Source organism: Olleya sp. KJ81-1 (assembly GCF_055808135.1).
The window spans coordinates 1,776,755-1,794,173 of the sequence record NZ_CM147854.1 but is presented as its reverse complement, the minus strand read 5'-3'; the positions used below and the strand labels follow the sequence as shown (position 1 = coordinate 1,794,173).

Annotated in this window: 19 protein-coding genes, 1 pseudogene and 1 riboswitch; of the genes and pseudogenes, 8 read left to right on the top strand and 12 right to left on the bottom strand. The window is 32.2% G+C overall.

Annotated features, from left to right (window positions below; genetic code table 11):
• Positions 1-53: 53 nt before the first annotated feature.
• A riboswitch (TPP riboswitch) is annotated at positions 54-146 on the bottom strand.
• Positions 147-218: 72 nt separating this feature from the next.
• The 8 genes and pseudogenes from AC0L3M_RS08600 to AC0L3M_RS08565 all read right to left on the bottom strand — a co-directional run bounded on the left by AC0L3M_RS08600 (position 219) and on the right by AC0L3M_RS08565 (position 5,289).
• Positions 219-788: a hypothetical protein gene (locus AC0L3M_RS08600; protein WP_473430455.1), complete on the bottom strand. Its 570-nt coding sequence runs from the start codon at positions 786-788 to the stop codon at positions 219-221.
• Positions 789-936: 148 nt separating this feature from the next.
• A complete protein-coding gene (locus AC0L3M_RS08595) occupies positions 937-1,488 on the bottom strand; it encodes a hypothetical protein (protein ID WP_473430454.1) in 552 nt (183 codons plus the stop codon).
• 163 nt (positions 1,489-1,651) lie between these two features.
• On the bottom strand, positions 1,652-2,020 hold the full coding sequence (locus AC0L3M_RS08590) for a hypothetical protein (protein ID WP_473430453.1): 369 nt from the start codon (positions 2,018-2,020) through the stop codon (positions 1,652-1,654).
• A 44-nt stretch (positions 2,021-2,064) separates the two neighbouring features.
• A complete protein-coding gene (locus tag AC0L3M_RS08585; protein WP_473432492.1) occupies positions 2,065-2,877 on the bottom strand; it encodes a TPM domain-containing protein in 813 nt (270 codons plus the stop codon).
• 53 nt (positions 2,878-2,930) lie between these two features.
• Positions 2,931-3,374 carry a TPM domain-containing protein gene (locus tag AC0L3M_RS08580; protein ID WP_145002969.1) on the bottom strand — a complete coding sequence of 148 codons (444 nt, stop codon included), beginning with the start codon at positions 3,372-3,374 and terminating at the stop codon, positions 2,931-2,933.
• Positions 3,375-3,378: 4 nt separating this feature from the next.
• Complete coding sequence (locus AC0L3M_RS08575) at positions 3,379-3,978, bottom strand: LemA family protein (RefSeq protein ID WP_145002966.1); 600 nt, start codon at positions 3,976-3,978, stop codon at positions 3,379-3,381.
• Between the two features lie 11 nt (positions 3,979-3,989).
• Positions 3,990-4,318, bottom strand: a pseudogene (locus tag AC0L3M_RS08570) (MerR family transcriptional regulator).
• Positions 4,318-5,289 (bottom strand): M23 family metallopeptidase, encoded by a 972-nt coding sequence (locus AC0L3M_RS08565; RefSeq protein WP_292950064.1) that lies wholly within the window; start codon positions 5,287-5,289, stop codon positions 4,318-4,320. The pseudogene AC0L3M_RS08570 and the gene AC0L3M_RS08565 overlap by 1 nt, the downstream one beginning before the upstream one ends.
• Positions 5,290-5,421: 132 nt before the next feature.
• Here AC0L3M_RS08565 and alaS point away from each other — a divergent pair, with 132 nt between their 5' ends.
• The 4 genes from alaS to AC0L3M_RS08545 all read left to right on the top strand — a co-directional run bounded on the left by alaS (position 5,422) and on the right by AC0L3M_RS08545 (position 10,508).
• Complete coding sequence (alaS, locus tag AC0L3M_RS08560; protein WP_473430452.1) at positions 5,422-8,037, top strand: alanine--tRNA ligase; 2,616 nt, start codon at positions 5,422-5,424, stop codon at positions 8,035-8,037.
• A gap of 57 nt (positions 8,038-8,094) precedes the next feature.
• Positions 8,095-8,487 carry a GxxExxY protein gene (locus AC0L3M_RS08555; protein ID WP_272021967.1) on the top strand — a complete coding sequence of 131 codons (393 nt, stop codon included), beginning with the start codon at positions 8,095-8,097 and terminating at the stop codon, positions 8,485-8,487.
• A gap of 144 nt (positions 8,488-8,631) precedes the next feature.
• Positions 8,632-9,576, top strand: coding sequence for a GSCFA domain-containing protein (locus tag AC0L3M_RS08550; protein WP_473430451.1), 945 nt, complete (start codon positions 8,632-8,634; stop codon positions 9,574-9,576).
• Between the two features lie 320 nt (positions 9,577-9,896).
• Entirely contained in the window at positions 9,897-10,508 is a 612-nt protein-coding gene (locus AC0L3M_RS08545; protein WP_292950058.1) for a DUF4230 domain-containing protein, read from the top strand.
• Here the strand turns inward: AC0L3M_RS08545 and AC0L3M_RS08540 are convergent.
• Positions 10,503-10,808, bottom strand: coding sequence for a rhodanese-like domain-containing protein (locus tag AC0L3M_RS08540; RefSeq protein WP_473430450.1), 306 nt, complete (start codon positions 10,806-10,808; stop codon positions 10,503-10,505). The two genes, AC0L3M_RS08545 and AC0L3M_RS08540, sit on opposite strands and share 6 nt — an antisense overlap.
• An 84-nt stretch (positions 10,809-10,892) precedes the next feature.
• On the opposite strand from AC0L3M_RS08540, the gene AC0L3M_RS08535 reads away from it, so the two are divergent.
• Positions 10,893-11,645, top strand: a complete 753-nt coding sequence (locus tag AC0L3M_RS08535) for an enoyl-CoA hydratase/isomerase family protein (RefSeq protein ID WP_473430449.1) — start codon at positions 10,893-10,895, stop codon at positions 11,643-11,645.
• A 33-nt stretch (positions 11,646-11,678) separates the two neighbouring features.
• The gene (locus tag AC0L3M_RS08530; protein WP_473430448.1) at positions 11,679-12,281 is read left to right on the top strand and encodes a hypothetical protein; all 603 of its coding nucleotides are present in this window, start codon (positions 11,679-11,681) and stop codon (positions 12,279-12,281) included.
• Here AC0L3M_RS08530 and AC0L3M_RS08525 read toward each other — a convergent pair.
• Entirely contained in the window at positions 12,278-14,038 is a 1,761-nt protein-coding gene (locus AC0L3M_RS08525) for an aromatic amino acid hydroxylase (protein WP_473430447.1), read from the bottom strand. The genes AC0L3M_RS08530 and AC0L3M_RS08525 overlap by 4 nt on opposite strands.
• Positions 14,039-14,144: 106 nt before the next feature.
• On the opposite strand from AC0L3M_RS08525, the gene AC0L3M_RS08520 reads away from it, so the two are divergent.
• The gene (locus AC0L3M_RS08520) at positions 14,145-14,432 is read left to right on the top strand and encodes a Sec-independent protein translocase subunit TatA/TatB (RefSeq protein WP_145002937.1); all 288 of its coding nucleotides are present in this window, start codon (positions 14,145-14,147) and stop codon (positions 14,430-14,432) included.
• Between the two features lie 240 nt (positions 14,433-14,672).
• Positions 14,673-16,187, top strand: coding sequence for a S8 family peptidase (locus AC0L3M_RS08515; protein WP_473430446.1), 1,515 nt, complete (start codon positions 14,673-14,675; stop codon positions 16,185-16,187).
• A 71-nt stretch (positions 16,188-16,258) separates the two neighbouring features.
• On the opposite strand, the gene AC0L3M_RS08510 is transcribed toward AC0L3M_RS08515, so the two are convergent.
• The gene (locus AC0L3M_RS08510) at positions 16,259-16,789 is read right to left on the bottom strand and encodes a DUF421 domain-containing protein (RefSeq protein WP_292950046.1); all 531 of its coding nucleotides are present in this window, start codon (positions 16,787-16,789) and stop codon (positions 16,259-16,261) included.
• 111 nt (positions 16,790-16,900) lie between these two features.
• Positions 16,901-17,407, bottom strand: coding sequence for a hypothetical protein (locus AC0L3M_RS08505; RefSeq protein ID WP_473430445.1), 507 nt, complete (start codon positions 17,405-17,407; stop codon positions 16,901-16,903).
• Positions 17,408-17,419 lie beyond the last annotated feature (12 nt).

Below are 17,419 nucleotides of genomic sequence, written 5' to 3'. Positions count from 1 at the left end.
AAAAAAGCCACTTTCGTAGCTGCGAAAGTGGCTTGTATAATTATATATGCAATTATGTACAAGGCTCGTTTCCCTCCGCTGTTGTTAAACATATCAGGTTCATAGGGTATAATCTCAGCCATATTTGGGCACCCCTAACGATTTTGTAAAGTTACTTTTTTTGTTTGAATTTGTCTATATACTTCAATTTTTAATTGGTCACATTGTTGAATATGGTTTTATTCAACGTATACTTTTTGAGTGTATTCCATTATGTTTTTCAAAATGATTGTATTAATTCTTTCTTTATTAATAACTCCATTTTCATTATTTCTTTCCCAAAATTCATAAAGATGTTCTACTTCATCAGATAATAAAAAATAGTCATATTGTTCTTTCTTAAATCTTTGAAGTTCCTCAAAATTGAATGTTCTTTTCTGTATCAAATTTCCGTTTTCAATCTCCAAATATTCAAATATTCCGTTTTCAGGTTCTTTGTCAAATTCTCCTCTAAATTCATCAATTCTTATAAGCCCAGAATACCATTCAAACTTGTTATTTGGAAATAATTCTTCTCGAAATGATTGCATATTAAAATTTATGTCAGTCAACCAATCTAGTTCTTTAATTAAAAGCTTATTATTTTTGACCTCAAATATCGCAACGTATCCTCTCCACAAAGCACTACAACTTATTTCAAATTTAGGTCGTTTTTCTGGATGTTGTCGAAAGTAGACTTCTATTAGTTCAGAATTAAGATAATATTCTTGATTTTCATAAATTAGTTTATCTCTGATTTGACGTGTCATTTTTTAATTGTGCAAAACGTGTTTGTATATGGTTTCTTGCGTGATTTAGGCACTAATTTAGCAAATAAATCACAGATAGAATATTCCGCAGGAATGTTCGTAAGTAGGCTTAAAACAAGCAATTAATTATACACGGTGTTGTATGCAGTTATTTTATCAGACGAAATGATTTCATAAACGTATCTACATTCTTATCATTCTGTCCCATATATGAAACTGTATAAACTCGATTCCCTTTTCTAAATAATTTTCCTTGAATATGGCCTTCTATTCCTTTGTCAATTGCATTTTGCTTGAGATTGAGAACAAAATATTGTCCATTCAATCCGTGTTGTTCAATCGATTCTTGAAATTCTAAATTAAACGATTCGGTCATTTTGTTTGAGTAATTTGTTACTCCTTGTGAATAAATTTGTTCGTCAGTCATTGATTTAATCATATGTTCTGGATAATCGAGGTACTCAATTGTAAAAATTTTATTTGGTCCTAAAGTCGAACGAAATAAATGGATTTGGAATTTGTCAAGTCCGATTTGGTTATCAATCGCAGAATAATTCGGTTCGGTTGGAAAGTCAGCGATAAAATTCCCAGGTTGAGAAGCAAATTCTCCACCTTTTGTTTTATAAATCATTTTATCCGATTCATTTCCGCACGAAAGGAAAGTCAAAATTGTAAAAATCAGAACTAGGTTTTTTGTCATTATCTTGGTTTTTTTAATTGCATACAACGGTAAGTATAACCGTCAGTTACGGGTTAAAGTTAAACAATCTTTCGGCAGAGACCGACGGTAGCAATTCCGAGTGGATTCGGACGTAGTCGAATCCGCCGTAATTGCGGTTATACATTGTTGTGCATAGTATTTTTTAATATCCAGTTCCACTAAATTTCATTAGAATTGTGTCGTTCTTAATTTCACAAACTACTTTTCTGTTCAAAGAGCCTCCATTCGTATAATATCCACCAACGGTTTGTTCCCTTTTTCCATTTTCTCTTTTAAATATTAAACCATATGCACCATCTCCTTTTTGATTATTTGTCATATCGAGAAATTCCTCAACAGTTTGGTTCGGTTCAAGTTTATCAAATTCCAGTTTTGTATTTCCGTCCGATAAAAAAGTCACATTCCTAATAGTTTTGTCAGAAGAATTTTTGATTTCCGCTGTAATTCCATTTTTTCCATAATTACAGGAAATCAAAGTCAAAAGTAATATTGCAAGTGTCAGTTTTCTCATATTATGCACAACAACGATATATAATGCTTTTATTCGATAAAATCTTACCAACCTCCAGAAGCGCCTCCACCTCCAAAGCCACCTCCACCGAAGCCTCCACCAAATCCACCTCCTCCAGAAGAGCCTCCAAAACCACCTCCAAATCCTCCGGAACCACTTCTGTAACCTCCACGTCCAGAGTTACTTAAAATGATAGCTTCTAAAATACTTCGTGTTGTGTTGCTACCTCCTCCAAAGTTATCTGTACCATTACCACCTTTTTGGTTTTTAGATACAGAGATTAGTATGATGACAAACACAATAAATAAAAAGAATATAAGTCCTACAGGGAAGTCTCCTGCATTGGTGTTTTGTCTAGAGCCTTGATATGCTCCAGTTAAGACTTCAAAAATAGCATCAGCACCACGATTTAAGCCTCCATAATAATCATTTTGCTTAAAGTATGGGATTATATCTCTTTCTATAATACGACGCGACATAGCGTCAGTTAATAAATGCTCTACTCCATAACCAGTACTAATATTTATTTTACGATCATTTCTAGCTAATAAAATAAATACACCATTATCTTCTTTTTCTTGACCAATTCCCCAAGCATGTGCCCATTGTGTGCCTAAATAATTTATGTATTCTCCATCAGTGGATGTTATTATAGCAACCACAATTTGAGTTGAGGTTGTGTCAGAGTATTTTATTAATTTGTTTTCTAAAGTGCTTTTCTCACTTGCAGATAACAAATTTGCATAATCATAGACACTAGTTTGTCCACCATTTGATAGGCTTGGTTTTTCTGGTATTTTAAATTGTGCAAAACTGGTGGTAAACGATAATAACAATAACATTACAATGATTGGCATTGTATACTGTTTTATAGATTGCTTAAAAACTGCTAACCGTTGGTTTTTTAATTTCATCCTTTAGAGATCGTATTTGTCAACTGGTTAGTGTCATTATCTTGGACTGGAAAATGGGTTTTTAGTTGTTGGCCAGCATGTAAAATACCATCTACTAACCCTTGTTTAAACTGACCATTTTTAAATTGATTTTGGATAATTAACTTAGTGTTGTCCCAAAAATCTTTAGTCACAACATCGTTAATACCTTTATCTCCATAAATTCCAAATTTATGGTCGTTTACAGCAACGTAAATTAAAACACCATTTCTGTCTTTAGTATTATGCATTTTTAAAACAGAAAACACTTGTAATGCGCGACCTTCAAGGTTGTCATTACAAGTGTTTTCAATATGCACACGGATTTCTCCAGACGTATGATCTTCTGCTATACGTATAGCCTCAACAATTTCTTGCTCTTCGGTAGTGGATAGAAAAGATTCTACGTCTTCAGGTATCATGTTTTTAGTCAAATTTAAATTCTACATCAGGTACGTTTTCCGATCCAGGATCAGCTTTGTATCTAGCCATTTCTTTAAATCCAAACCATCCTGTTAATAAGCTGTTAGGGAATTTAGAAGTATAAATATCATATTTATTTACTTCTTCATTATATCTATCTCTAGCAACATTTATTCGGTTTTCAGTACCTTCTTGCTGAGAGATAAATTCTTTAAACTGTTCTGTGGTTTTTAATTCTGGATATCTTTCAAAAGAGGCAATAAGTCTACTAAAAGATCCACTTAATTCACTCTGTGCTTTTTGAAAAGCTTCCATTTTTTCTGGAGTTAAATTACTAGCATCAATATTAACAGATGTTGCTTTTGCACGAGCTGCAATAACTTCGTTTAACGTTTTTCTTTCAAAATCAGCAGATCCTTGAACCGTTTTAATTACACTACTATATAAATCATTACGTCTTTGGTAGGTGCTCTCTACATTAGACCATGCAGTTTTTGCATTAGCTTCTAAAGTTACTGCTGTATTGTTTATTCCTACTGCCCATTTGTATAAGCTAAAAGCAATTATTGCAATAATAATTACTGGTACAAGCCATTTTTTCATAATTGTTGGTTTTAAAGTTGTTCTTTTAGTTTGATTAGTTGATCTCTTACACCTTCCAATTTAGCTATAATTTCAAAATTATCAAGTGTTTTTTTCTTTCTTCTTTTAAATGAATTTTTGCACCATCCAAAGTAAACCCACGTTCTTTTACTAAATGAAAAATTAGTTGAAGGTTTTTAATGTCTTCAGGTGTAAATTTTCGATTGCCTTTTGCTGTCTTTTTTGGCTTAAGCTCGTCAAATTCTTTTTCCCAAAAACGGATTAATGATGTGTTAACATCAAATGCTTTAGCGACTTCACCTATGGTGTAATACCGTTTTTCTGGAAGGTCTATAATCATTAATCTAAAGATTGGTTTTCAAGTGAAGCACGTTCTAATAACTTATTAAACTCTTCTGGTGTTAAACTACCATAGTAAAAGTTAATTGGGTTAATACGTTCTCCATCTTTAAATATTTCGTAATGTAAGTGTGGTGCTTCAGAGCGTCCTGTACTACCTACAAAGCCAATTAAGTCACCACGTTTAACACGTTGGTTTTTTTGGACATTATATTTAAATAAGTGTGCATATAACGATACATAACCATAACCATGATCTATTCTAATATGGTTTCCATATCCAGCAGAATTACTGTCTGCACGCTCTACAATACCATCACCAGATGCATAAACAGGTGTGCCTCTTGGAGAAGTAAAGTCCATTCCCCAATGCATTTTTCTTAGTTTAGTAAAAGGGTCAGATCGCATACCATAACCAGAAGCCATGCGTGTTAAGTCTTCGTTGCTAACGGGTTGTATAGCAGGAATTGCAAGTAGTAGTTTTTCTTTTTCTTCAGCTAAAACAGCAATTTCATCTAAAGATTTGGATTGTACTACAATACGTTTTAATAGTTTGTCTATACGTTTTGAACTGCTTATAATTAATTCTGAATTATCATAACCATCTAGTTTTTTGTATCTATTAACACCACCAAAACCTGCTTTTCGTTGCTCTTCAGGGATGGGATTGGCTTCAAAATATAACCTGTAAATAGCGTTGTCACGATCTTCTATATTGGCTAAGACCGTTTCAGCCTCTTCCATTTTTTTGTTAAGTAAATCAAACTGAAGTTCTAGATTGGTTAACTCGCGTTTTAGGGCTTTTTCTTTTGGAGACTCAAAATAATGACCACCTATAAAAACAAACAAAAAACCAAACAAAGCAGCAGCAACTAAAAATAGTGTTATAAACTTAAATGTGCGTCTTTTTTTACGCTCTATTTTTTTATAAGAGAGCGTTTCAGAATCATAATAATATTTTACCTTACTCATTATCTAATTTATACTATTTTTGCAATTAATAAACCTGAATTTTTCAGTTAATTAAATAGTAACGAATAACAAATATATAAATTGTTTTAATAAGCGTTAAGCTTATGCTAACAAGATTATCAACATAGTATTATGAACTCTCAAGACATACGCGCAACTTTTCTTAAATTTTTTGAAGATAAAAAACATAGTATCGTACCTTCTGCACCAATGGTGTTAAAGGATGATCCAACATTAATGTTTGTTAATTCTGGTATGGCTCCTTTTAAAGAGTACTTTTTAGGTAATGGTCAACCAAAAAATAATAGACTTACAGATAGCCAAAAATGTTTACGTGTCTCTGGAAAACATAACGATTTAGAAGAAGTTGGTTATGACACCTACCACCACACATTATTTGAAATGTTGGGTAACTGGTCTTTTGGCGATTATTTTAAAAAGGAAGCAATTGCTTGGGCTTGGGAACTTTTAACCGAAGTGTATAAAATTGATAAGGATATATTATACGTTACCGTTTTTGAAGGAAGTGATGATGAGGATAACCTTAAAATGGATACCGAAGCTTTTGATATTTGGAAACAGTACATTAGTGAAGACCGTATTTTAAAAGGAAATAAAAAGGATAACTTCTGGGAAATGGGAGAGCAAGGACCTTGTGGACCTTGTAGTGAAATCCATGTTGATATTAGATCTGCTGAAGAAAAAGCTAAAGTAGATGGTAAGACTTTAATAAATGAAGACCATCCACAAGTTGTGGAAATATGGAATTTAGTTTTTATGCAATACAACCGTAAAGCAAACGGAACCTTAGAAGGTTTGCCTAACAAACATATTGATACAGGAATGGGATTTGAGCGTTTATGCATGGTGTTGCAAAACGTACAATCTAATTACGATACAGACGTGTTTACGCCAATAATTAGAGAGATTGAAACCATTACTGGGAAAGATTATAATAAAGAAGAAAAAGTAGATATTGCTATTCGTGTTATCTCTGATCATGTTCGTGCTGTAGCTTTTTCTATAGCAGATGGACAATTGCCAAGTAATACAGGAGCTGGTTATGTAATCCGTCGTATTTTGCGTCGTGCAGTACGTTATGGTTTTACTTTTTTAGATAAAAAAGAACCATTTATTTACCGTTTGGTTAATGTTTTAACCGAAAAAATGGGATCAGCTTTTCCAGAATTAAAAGCACAAAAGCAATTAATAGAAAATGTAATTAAGGAAGAAGAAGCCTCTTTTTTAAGAACATTAGATCAAGGTTTAGCAATTTTAGATCGTATTGTAGACAATGCAACAGATAAGCAAGTGTCAGGGTCTAAGGTTTTTGAACTTAAAGATACCTATGGTTTTCCTGAAGATTTAACGGATTTAATTTTACGTGAAAAAGGATTCTCTTATAATAAAGGCGAATTTAATAAGCGCTTAAAAGAACAACAAGGTAGAGGTCGTGAAGCATCAGAGTTAAAATCTGACGATTGGACAGTGCTTATCCAAGATGAAGACCAAGAGTTTATAGGCTACGATCAATTAGAAGCTAAAGTTAAAATTACAAAATACCGTAAAGTCGTTTCTAAAAAAGATGGCGAGATGCACCAACTAGTCTTTAATCTAACACCATTTTATGCTGAAGGTGGAGGGCAAGTTGGAGATAAAGGATATATACAAGCTGGGAATGGTGACGTATTTTATATTGTAGATACTAAAAAGGAAAACAACGTTATTATTCACTTAACTAAAGAGTTACCTCGTGATGTAAATCAAGTGTTTGTAGCAAAAGTTGACGAGAAACAACGTTACAGAACAGAATGTAACCATACAGCAACACATTTATTGCATCAAGCTTTAAGAGAGGTTTTAGGAGAGCATGTAGAGCAAAAAGGTAGTGCAGTACACTCTAAATATTTGCGTTTTGATTTCTCTCACTTTTCTAAGTTAACTGTTGAAGAATTACGTGATGTAGAAAACTTTGTAAACTCTAGAATAGAAAGTAAGTTGCCATTACAAGAGGGTCGCAACGTACCAATGGAAAAAGCGATTGAAGAAGGTGCTATGGCTTTATTTGGCGAAAAGTATGGAGACGCTGTGCGTACAGTACGTTTTGGTCAGTCTATAGAATTATGTGGAGGAACACACGTGGATAACACTGCAGATATCTGGCATTTTAAAATAGTGTCTGAAGGTGCAGTTGCTTCAGGTATACGTCGTATTGAAGCAATTACAAATGATGCTGTTAAGTCTTATTATCAGGACAATAATAGATCATTTTTTGAAATGAAAGATATGCTTAACAACGCACAAGAGCCTGTTAAAGCATTACAGAATCTTCAAGAGGAAAATTCAAGTCTTAAAAAGCAAATAGAACAATTACTTAAAGATAAAGCTAAGAATATAAAAGGCGAGCTTAAAAATGAAATTACAGAAATAAACGGAGTAAACTTCTTAGCTAAACAATTAGATTTAGATCCTTCTGGTATTAAAGATTTATGTTTTGAGTTAGGTAGCCAATTTGACAACTTATACTTGTTATTTGGAGCAGAAAATGATGGTAAAGCAATACTGTCATGTTATGTGTCTAAAAGTTTAGTGGACGCTAAAGGGCTTAATGCAGGAACTATTGTTAGAGAATTAGGTAAACACATCCATGGTGGAGGAGGTGGACAGCCATTTTTTGCAACAGCAGGTGGTAAGCATCCAGATGGTATAGATAATGCTTTAGAGGCTGCTAAAGGGTATATCTCTTAAAGGTTTTTCTCGCAAAGTAGGGAAGTCTTAAAGTTATATTTTTGTAGTTTTGGTTAAATGGAGCAGAATAGAAAATTTGAGGATTACCTGTCATCGATTATAGTTAATTGTTGTTATAATATTCATGTTCAGTTGGGCCCAGGACTTTTAGAGTCCGTTTATGAGGAAATACTTTATACAGAATTAATAGCTGCAGGCTTATCTGTCGAGAGACAAAAAGAGTTACCAGTGGTTTGGAAAAGTAAAACGTTAGATTTGGGTTTTAGGACGGATTTAATTGTGGATAATAAAGTAATCATCGAAATTAAATCAGTTCAAGAAATTCATCCAGTACATCCAAAACAATTACTAACGTATTTAAAATTGAGTGGTTTAAAATTGGGTTTACTGATCAATTTTAATAGTCCTTTAATAAAAACAGGTATAACTCGGATTGTAAATAATTTGTAAATAGATAAGATTTGATTTTTTTAAAAGAATACGTCTTTGCTTCTTAGCGTTTCAGCGAGAGCTATTTGTTCAAAGTGATGGCAGCATTTAATTAGTGTTTTTCTTGTTAAAAAAACATTTTTAAAATTTAAGAATTAAAATAAGATGAATCTTCAAACCAAAATACCATTAAAAAAACAAGAGTATAATCTGATAGATTATAACTCTAAAGTGTTTTTGTTAGGCTCATGCTTTGCGGAAAATATTGGTGAAAAATTTGAATATTTCAAGTTTCAGCACTACGTTAATCCGTTTGGTATTTTGTTTCATCCAATAGCGATTCATAATTTAGTATCTAATGCATTACATGGTAAAAAATATGCAGAGGATGACGTGTTTATTAATAACGAGCAGTTTCATAGTTTTGATGCACATTCAAAATTAAGTCAACATACCAAAAGCTTATTATTGCACCAACTTAATGCAGCTTCGCAAAAGACTAGTCATTATTTAAAGCAAAGCACACATGTTGTCATCACTTTAGGTACAGCTTGGGTATACCGTTACTTAAAGACTAATAAAATTGTAGCTAACTGTCATAAAATTCCGCAGCAGCAATTTCAAAAACAAATATTAAGTGTAGATGTTATTGTAGCAGCATTACAGTCTATAATAGAGCAGGTTAAAAAGGTAAATCCTAAGGTTAATTTTATATTTACAGTATCACCTGTTAGGCATATCAAGGATGGTTTTATAGAAAACACACAAAGTAAATCGCATTTACTTGCTGCGCTCCATAAAGTGTTGGATGACCAATCTCATTATTTTCCTTCTTACGAAATTATGATGGATGAGTTACGTGATTACCGTTTTTATAACCAAGATTTGCTACATCCAAGTCCATTAGCGGTCGATTATATTTGGGATAGATTTAAAACGGTTTGGATGGCAGATTCTGCTATTGCTATTATGTCTGAAGTAGATATTATTCAAAAAGGATTACAGCACAAACCATTCAATCCAAACTCGACTGCACATCTTAAATTTGTACAGCAATTGGTAGAAAGACAAATTACGCTAACAAATCAGTTTCCTAATATTAAGTTTTAGTAATTTGTAAGTAGTTGATTTGTAGCTTTTTTAATACAAATATTGCTTACAACTAATTATTTATCCTTTTTGTCGAATAAAAAATATTAAACGAAAAAGTAGGCTTATTTTTATAAAGCTATTAATCATTATATTTTCAAACACCAACCATAGAACTGCCAATCTAGTTTTTATGTTGGTGTTTTTTTTGTTACTAATTTTTTAAGTTTTTTTCGATTCTTAAAAGTCTCTTTTTAATTAGTAACGGTAGGTTTTAAATGTTGCTAAATTTTTCAATAATTATTAAAATCTTAAATGCTTTTTTTATGTACTTTTATGGTATGCGAAAAATAGTAATAGGTATAGTAATAGCGTTTGTAGTTTCTTTTGTAATAAAGAAGTGTACAGAAGGTAGTGCAGATAAAACAGTTGTAAGAGAACACTCTGCGTTAATCCAAAAACAAATAAATAATGTTGGTAAATTAATTGTTACCGAAGGGTATTTTAGTGATGCCTACAGTTATAAAAATTCAAAAGCTTTGTTTGCTAATTTAACCTCAGATAAACAAGCATTAGTTATTGTAAATGCTGAGGTTACTGTGGCTTATGATTTAAGTAAAATTGAATATGAAATAGATAGTATTAATAAGGTTTTAAAAATAAAATCTATTCCTAAAGAAGAATTAAAAATTTATCCAAATTTAGAATATTACGACGTAGAAAGTGGATACCTTAACGCTTTTAATCATGACGATTATAACAAAATAAAAGAAATTGTTACAACACGCATAACAAAAAAAATAGAGGCATCCAATTTACGTATTAATGCTAAAAACAGATTGGTAAGCGAGCTGTCTAAATTTTATATTTTAACCAATAGTTTAGGTTGGACGTTGCAGTATAACGACAGTAAAATAGATACTCCAGACAGGTTAGAAATTTTAAAACTATAGCTTATTATATAGGCTTTGCCATCCACCACCATTCATAACCTCTATACCATTGCTGCGTAAAATTGCTGCAGCACTACCAGAGCGCATACCACTTGCACAACAAGTAATTACTGGCTTGTTCCATTTTTTTATATCTGCAACTTTTGCTTGTATTTGTTGTAACGGAATATGTTTAGAACCTGGAATAGCTCCAGAGTCATATTCTGCTTTTGAGCGTACATCTAATATAACAGCACCTCGATCTGTAAATTCTTTTATTTTATTGGCTTTATTTCCAAAAAGAAAACTAAAAATTCCCATAGTATAATTGTTTATTACAAAGCTACTAATTTGAAACTTAAAAATCCTTAAATTTGTGTAACTTCAACTTAAAAAAAGCAGTATATGTCTCAAGCATACGTTAATCAATCCATTGAAAATAACATAGGTTACATCACTTTTTTTACACCAGAACATAATGCGATGCCTAGTCCAATTTTGAAACAATTGGAATTAGCTATTAAAGATGCAGGTAAAAATAATGACATTAAAGTAATTGTTTTAAAAAGTGGAGGCGAGCGTACATTTTGTGCAGGAGCAAGTTTTACAGAGTTAGTGGCTATTACTAATTTAGAAGAGGGTAAGCGCTTTTTTTCTGGTTTTGCAAATGTAATTAATGCGATGCGTAAATGTCCAAAGTTAATTATTGGTCGCGTACAAGGTAAAGCTGTTGGAGGTGGTGTTGGATTGGCAAGTGCAACCGACTATTGTTTGGCTACTAAGTTTGCTGCCATAAAACTTAGCGAAATTAGTATTGGAATTGGACCTTTTGTTATTGAGCCTGCAGTTACTAGAAAAATGGGTCAAACTGCGTTTTCTCAAATGACTATTGATGCCGAATCATTTTTTACTGCAGAATATGCAAAAGAAAAAGGCTTATATGCCAATGTGTTTGATTCTGTTGAAGCGTTAGATAATGCTGTAGATACTTTAGCTGCTAAATTGGCAAGTTACAATCCAGAAGCTTTGTTAGAACTTAAAAGAGTGCTATGGGAAGATGCAAATGAGTGGTGTGTTTCTCTACTGGAGCGTGCCGAAATTAGTGGAAAACTAGTTTTAAGTGATTTTACTAAAGAGAAATTGAAGAGTTATAAGTAGGTTTTAATAATATCTAATTTATAAAACATATAAATGCAAAAATTAAAAATCTTCTACACGTTTGTTATTGTCTCTAGTATTTTAACGTTATTTAATAATGGATTTATAGTGTTAAATTTAAGTACAATAGTTAGTGTATTAGGTATTGTAGCTTCAATTTTGTTTTTTGCTAAAAAGTTTAATTTCTACTATTTAGCTATACTATGGATAGTAGCTCAAATCCCTTACGTTGCATATCAAAATGATATTTTTGATTTGTCTCAATTTTTACACTTTCATTTAGCAATAACTATTGGTCAATTATCAATTGGTGTAAATGCACAAGTTATATTGTTGGGTTTGATAATTAAAGACATATTGCTATCAAGATACTTATTTAAAACGCTGACTTTTAATGCTTATACTGAAAATGACATCCTTAAAAGAGAAGATTTATATAGTTTTATTCCTATGGATATAAAATCTAAAAAGCTAATTGGTGTATCAGAAATTGTAATTGAAAATGTAGCATATACCAATATACAGTTTGTGCCTTTGCAGGAACAACAGGTTAAAAAAGCATCTATTGTTATGTCTTCATTTAATGAAGAAAATACAATTAAAGCGACTGTACAATATAGTAGTACAAAATCTTAAACCACAATCTCCTGACTAGCAATCTTAATACCATCGTCAATTAAATGTCCTACTTCAGGTCTGTTTTGTTTAATTGTTTCTAAATGATCTAAAATAGTATTACATAATTCATTTTCATTTCCTTTTTTAGCTAATTCAAACAACTCAACTGGTAATAACCAATCCATCGGAAAACGGTTAATTAATTGCTCTAACACTTTAGTTCTAGAAATAGTAAAGTTAGTCCCTTCTCTGTAATCACGTACCTGTTTGTAAAGCGCTATAAGTTCTAGTTTTTCAGGTGATTTTTCCTCATGTATAGTTGTGCTACTAATGGTGTGTGTAATTAAATCAAAACTATGCAAGTCGGCAGTACCAGAATATCCTGAAAGCACTTCCTTACCAACAGCCATATCATATTGTCCCCATTCTGGCTGGAATAAAACAGTATCGTTATGGGTTACCGTACAATTTTTAAAACTAATTAATATAATTTTACCTTGTAGGTTTCTTGTACCAGTAATAATTTCACCTTTAACAATAATACCACCTTCAAATTCCAAAGTAACTGTTTCACCTTCATAAATATCGTAAGCGCGTAAATCTCTAGGCGACATGTCTTCAATAGCCAAATTAATACCTTTTAATTTACCAATTGGCGATCCAAAACCATCAGGATGCTCTAAAGTGCTATGTCCAACTAACTCTTTATCTCTATTAGCTAAGGCAGTTTTTCCGGTAGTTTGTATGTAGCTTACTTTACCATTATGTTCTATCATATTAGTAAAAACACCAGATATTTGTAAACCAGTACTCAGCTCGATAGTTCCTAAAGCTTCGCTTTGTATCAGTTTTTTAATTGCACTTGGTCCACCAGTACGCAACGCCATAGTATTAGCAAATTCTTCTAAAACTAAACTTAAATGTGCAAAATCCGGAGTGACATATAATTGTGGTTGCGGTTTTGTGATATCAAAATTCTGAAAGGTAGAGTCGATCGTGTAAGGTAACTTTTTAACCTTATCTGTCATACACCAAGCACTCTCACCAATAGACGATAATAAACCTGCACCATAAATTTTTGGATTATCTATTGTGCCAATTAAACCATACTCAACTGTCCACCAATGTAAATTTCTAATCAAAGCCATTTCACTTGGTTCACCCATGTTATTCTGTAAATCTTCAACTGCTTTTTCAGCTAAATCAATTTGATCTTGTGGTGTATTAGGAGCTTCTTTAATAATAGATAAGTGTCGCACAGCTTCATATAACTCGTAATCTTTGGCAGAGCTTATCGCTTTACAACCAATCTCACCAAAACGTCTTAAATACTCAGCATACTCAGGATTAGCAATAATTGGTGCATGACCAGCACCTTCGTGGATTATGTCTGGAGCAGGCGTATACTCAATATGTTCCAATTGTCTAATATCACTAGCAATAACCAGGACGTTATACGCCTGAAATTCCATAAAAGCATTAGGAGGTATAAAACCATCCACAGCAACAGCAGCCCAACCAATAGCTTTTAAAATACGGTTCATACCATACATATTAGGTATAGCATCCACACTAATACCAGTTTGCTGCAAGCCTTCTAGGTAAGTATTATGTGCTACTTCACTCAGGTAATCCACATTTTTACGCATAGCATAACGCCAAACTGCTTGATCAATAGCAGAGTAATCCTCATAATCCTGAGGTTTAATAAATTGTCTTAAATGCTTAGGTAAACGATCTAAAATTGGATTAGATTCAATATTTTTAAACGCCATAGTATTGTGTTTCACTTGATGTAAAAATACAAAAATCGTACTAAAAGACTCTTAAAAAAAACAGTAGTTTATTCAAACAATCAAAACAACTTAGTATATTTGTACCATGATTAAATTAGCAACATTTTTATTTATAAGCGGAGGAGAAATATTTTTCATCCTACTTATCGTTGTTATGGTATTTGGTGCTAAAAATGTACCAGATATAGCCAAAGGTTTGGGTAAAGGTATGCGCCAACTTAAAGACGCAACTAATGATATTAAAACCGAAATCACAAAATCTGCAGAACGTAATGGTCTAGACACAAGCATCACCAATGATGTAAACGAAGAGCTTAAAAAAGTTAAAGACGATCTAGAAGAGTTTACAGGATCTGTACGTCGTAAACTATAATTCAAAATTTATTTTAATTATTTGGGCGTTACCACAAGGGTCGCGTCATCCATTATATCTTTTTTTGCCATATATGGCAGCAAAAAAAGGATGTCATTCCTACCGCTAACGCAAAGCAGTACTCTTAAAAATGTATCAATTTACTATTTTGCACAATGGTTATTTGTTAATTTGTCAAATTTGTTAACTTTTCTTTAAGAATAATTTATATATTTAAGCATCAACCTTAAACTATATAAAATGAAAAAACGTGTACTTAAATTGTCATTACTAGTAATGACTTTTGCTTTTTTTAATGCTTGTCAGGATGAGGCCTATCTAGACAATCCTGAAGAAACCACAGTTAACGACGACCAAAAAGCAGCATTGACTATCCCAGAAATTAATGCTATAATTAATACTAGTCTTACAGAAACCGGAAGTTTTGATTGGAAGGACGTTACACCACATACCTTATGGAGTGCAGTTGTTAGAGGAAATAATATCTTAACCATAGGATATGGAGAAGAAGGAGAAAGTTTTGCGGAGGTCAAAACAGAGCGCTTAAAGTCTACCTTGTCTAATATAGAGCAACTAGTAGAAGCCAATGAAGCTTACAAAAAAAGTGAAAAAACTATGTTTGAACATGATATAATAAATGTTGTAGACGTTAAAGTAGAAAACTATATAACAATAAAACAATTATTACAAACAGATGGTGTTAGATATTTAGAACCAAACGGTTATAATCACTACGAAACCGTAAATAATGCGCGCTCAAGCTCAGGGTGTGATAAAAATGCAGATGCCATAAACGCATCGCATTACACAACAATAGCACCAAATAATGCACAAGTATCTTGGCATTTTAACGAGCACAATATTCCACAAGCATGGAATTATAGTACAGGGTCAGGTATCACAATCGGGTTAATAGATACTGGTGTTTCTGCATCTCAAACTTTATTAAATGCTTCAGGTATAAATGATGGATATTCTAATGGTAGATTCGTTCAAAAATATGGAACATTCATAGATTCCAACTGGTGGTGGTCTAGTAACTATGATGGTCCTCATGATAAATGTGGTCATGGTACTGCTATGGCTTCTACAATGGCAGCACCACGTAATGATAATGGTATGCCTGTTGGAGTTGCCTATAACGCAAATTTAGTAGCTTATAGAGCAACAGAAGATGTTTTGCTTAATGACTATCATGAGCGTAAAGGTGTGTCTGCAGCATTAACACAATTAGGTAACAGAAGTGATGTCAAAATTATATCTATGTCAATTGGTTATGTGTGGTCTATTGGTAATATTAAAGATGCTGTTAAATATGCATACAGTAAAGGTAAATTGATTTTTGCAGCAGGAGGGACGTCTACTAGTTTTACAAATGGGTTTGGCGTAATTTTTCCAGCAACTATGAGTGAGACTGTTGCTGTTACAGGTGTTGATGATGGTCCAAATTATGACAGATGCGAAGTGTGTCATAGCGGAAGTAAAATAGATTTTACAATTATTATGGAAGGTGATAATAACACAAGTAAAGCGCCTCCTGTATTAGGTTTTTATAATGGAGATAGACGTTACACAGGTGGATCATCTGTAGCAACAGCAACTACAGCTGGTATTGCAGCACTAGTTTGGTCAAGACATCCATCTTGGTCTAGAACACAAGTGTTAAATAAATTAAAGCAATCTGCCGAGTTTTATCCTAACAAGAACAGCAGTTTTGGTTATGGTAATATTGATGCCTTACAAGCAGTGCAGTAAAACATTTTAAACATTAGTTAAAAAAGCCTGTCATAACATTGAGAGGCTTTTTTATTTTATAATACGTTTACTTATGGTGTTTCTCTAACACCTTTTAAGAGGTCAGCACTTAAATTTGTGTCGTCAGATTCAGAAGATTTATGTAATACAGATATGTCTCCTGTAGATTCTAAAACCACAGCCTCTACTTGTTTAAAGTCTAACACATTTGCTTCTCTTAGCTTAGCTATTAATTGCGATTTTTCAATTCTAGCATGTTTTAAATTGTCATGTAAAATGGTTTGACCTTTCATTAATAATAAAGGCTTATTTGATATTAAAGTGTTTATACTAGGAAACTTTTTTTGTAAAGTAGAAAAAATATAAGTTAAAAATAGTAAGCCTGCAATTGCAACACTACCATGTGTTATGGATGTACTTGACGTTAAAGTTGAAGAGATAATACTACCAATAGCAATAGTAAAAGCAAAGTCATAAGCTGTAAATTTAGCAAACGAGCGTAAACCAATAATTCTGGTTAATATAATAATGACTACAAATAATATAAGGCTTCCTAAAATAGTTTCCCATAAAGGGTCACTTAAAGAATATATCCAATCCATGTTTATGTTTTAGTGGTTAATTTTTTACGTTATTAGCTTAAATTTCGTAAAAATAAATGGCAATAAAAAACTTTAGTTAAATGTTGTTAAATTGCTAGTTGCTACATGCAATTATAATATTTGTTTTACTTTTTTTATAAGTTGCTTGTTTTTGGTTTTAAGGATAAGGACACCACATTTGGCTTGCTCTCCAAATAAAGCAGCAGCTTCAGCTTGTTTTATAATATAAAAATCTTCAATATTATTTAAGTTTATTAATTCTAGAACCATTGTCGTTTTAGGATACGCTATAGGATCAAGTAAATAATAATTAGGTTCGTTTAAATTTAGTAAAAACATAATCTTACAATCGCACTCTATTTTTTCTTTAGGCAAAATAGGGTTGCTTTTGGTTTTAAATTGAATTCTAGAATTTGCAGTTTTAGCTGTAAATAATGTGTCTGCGTTTATTTTCTGCTTGAAAATAGTAACTCTATTGACTTTTAATTCTAGTTTCTCAAAATCATTTAACCATGTAATATTGTCGTTTAAAGTCAAGGTTTTATCCTCAACAGTATTTTGAGCATTAATTATTTGTGCAATTAGAATTATAAAAATCAGTATTAAATTGTGCTTCATATTATAAAAGTA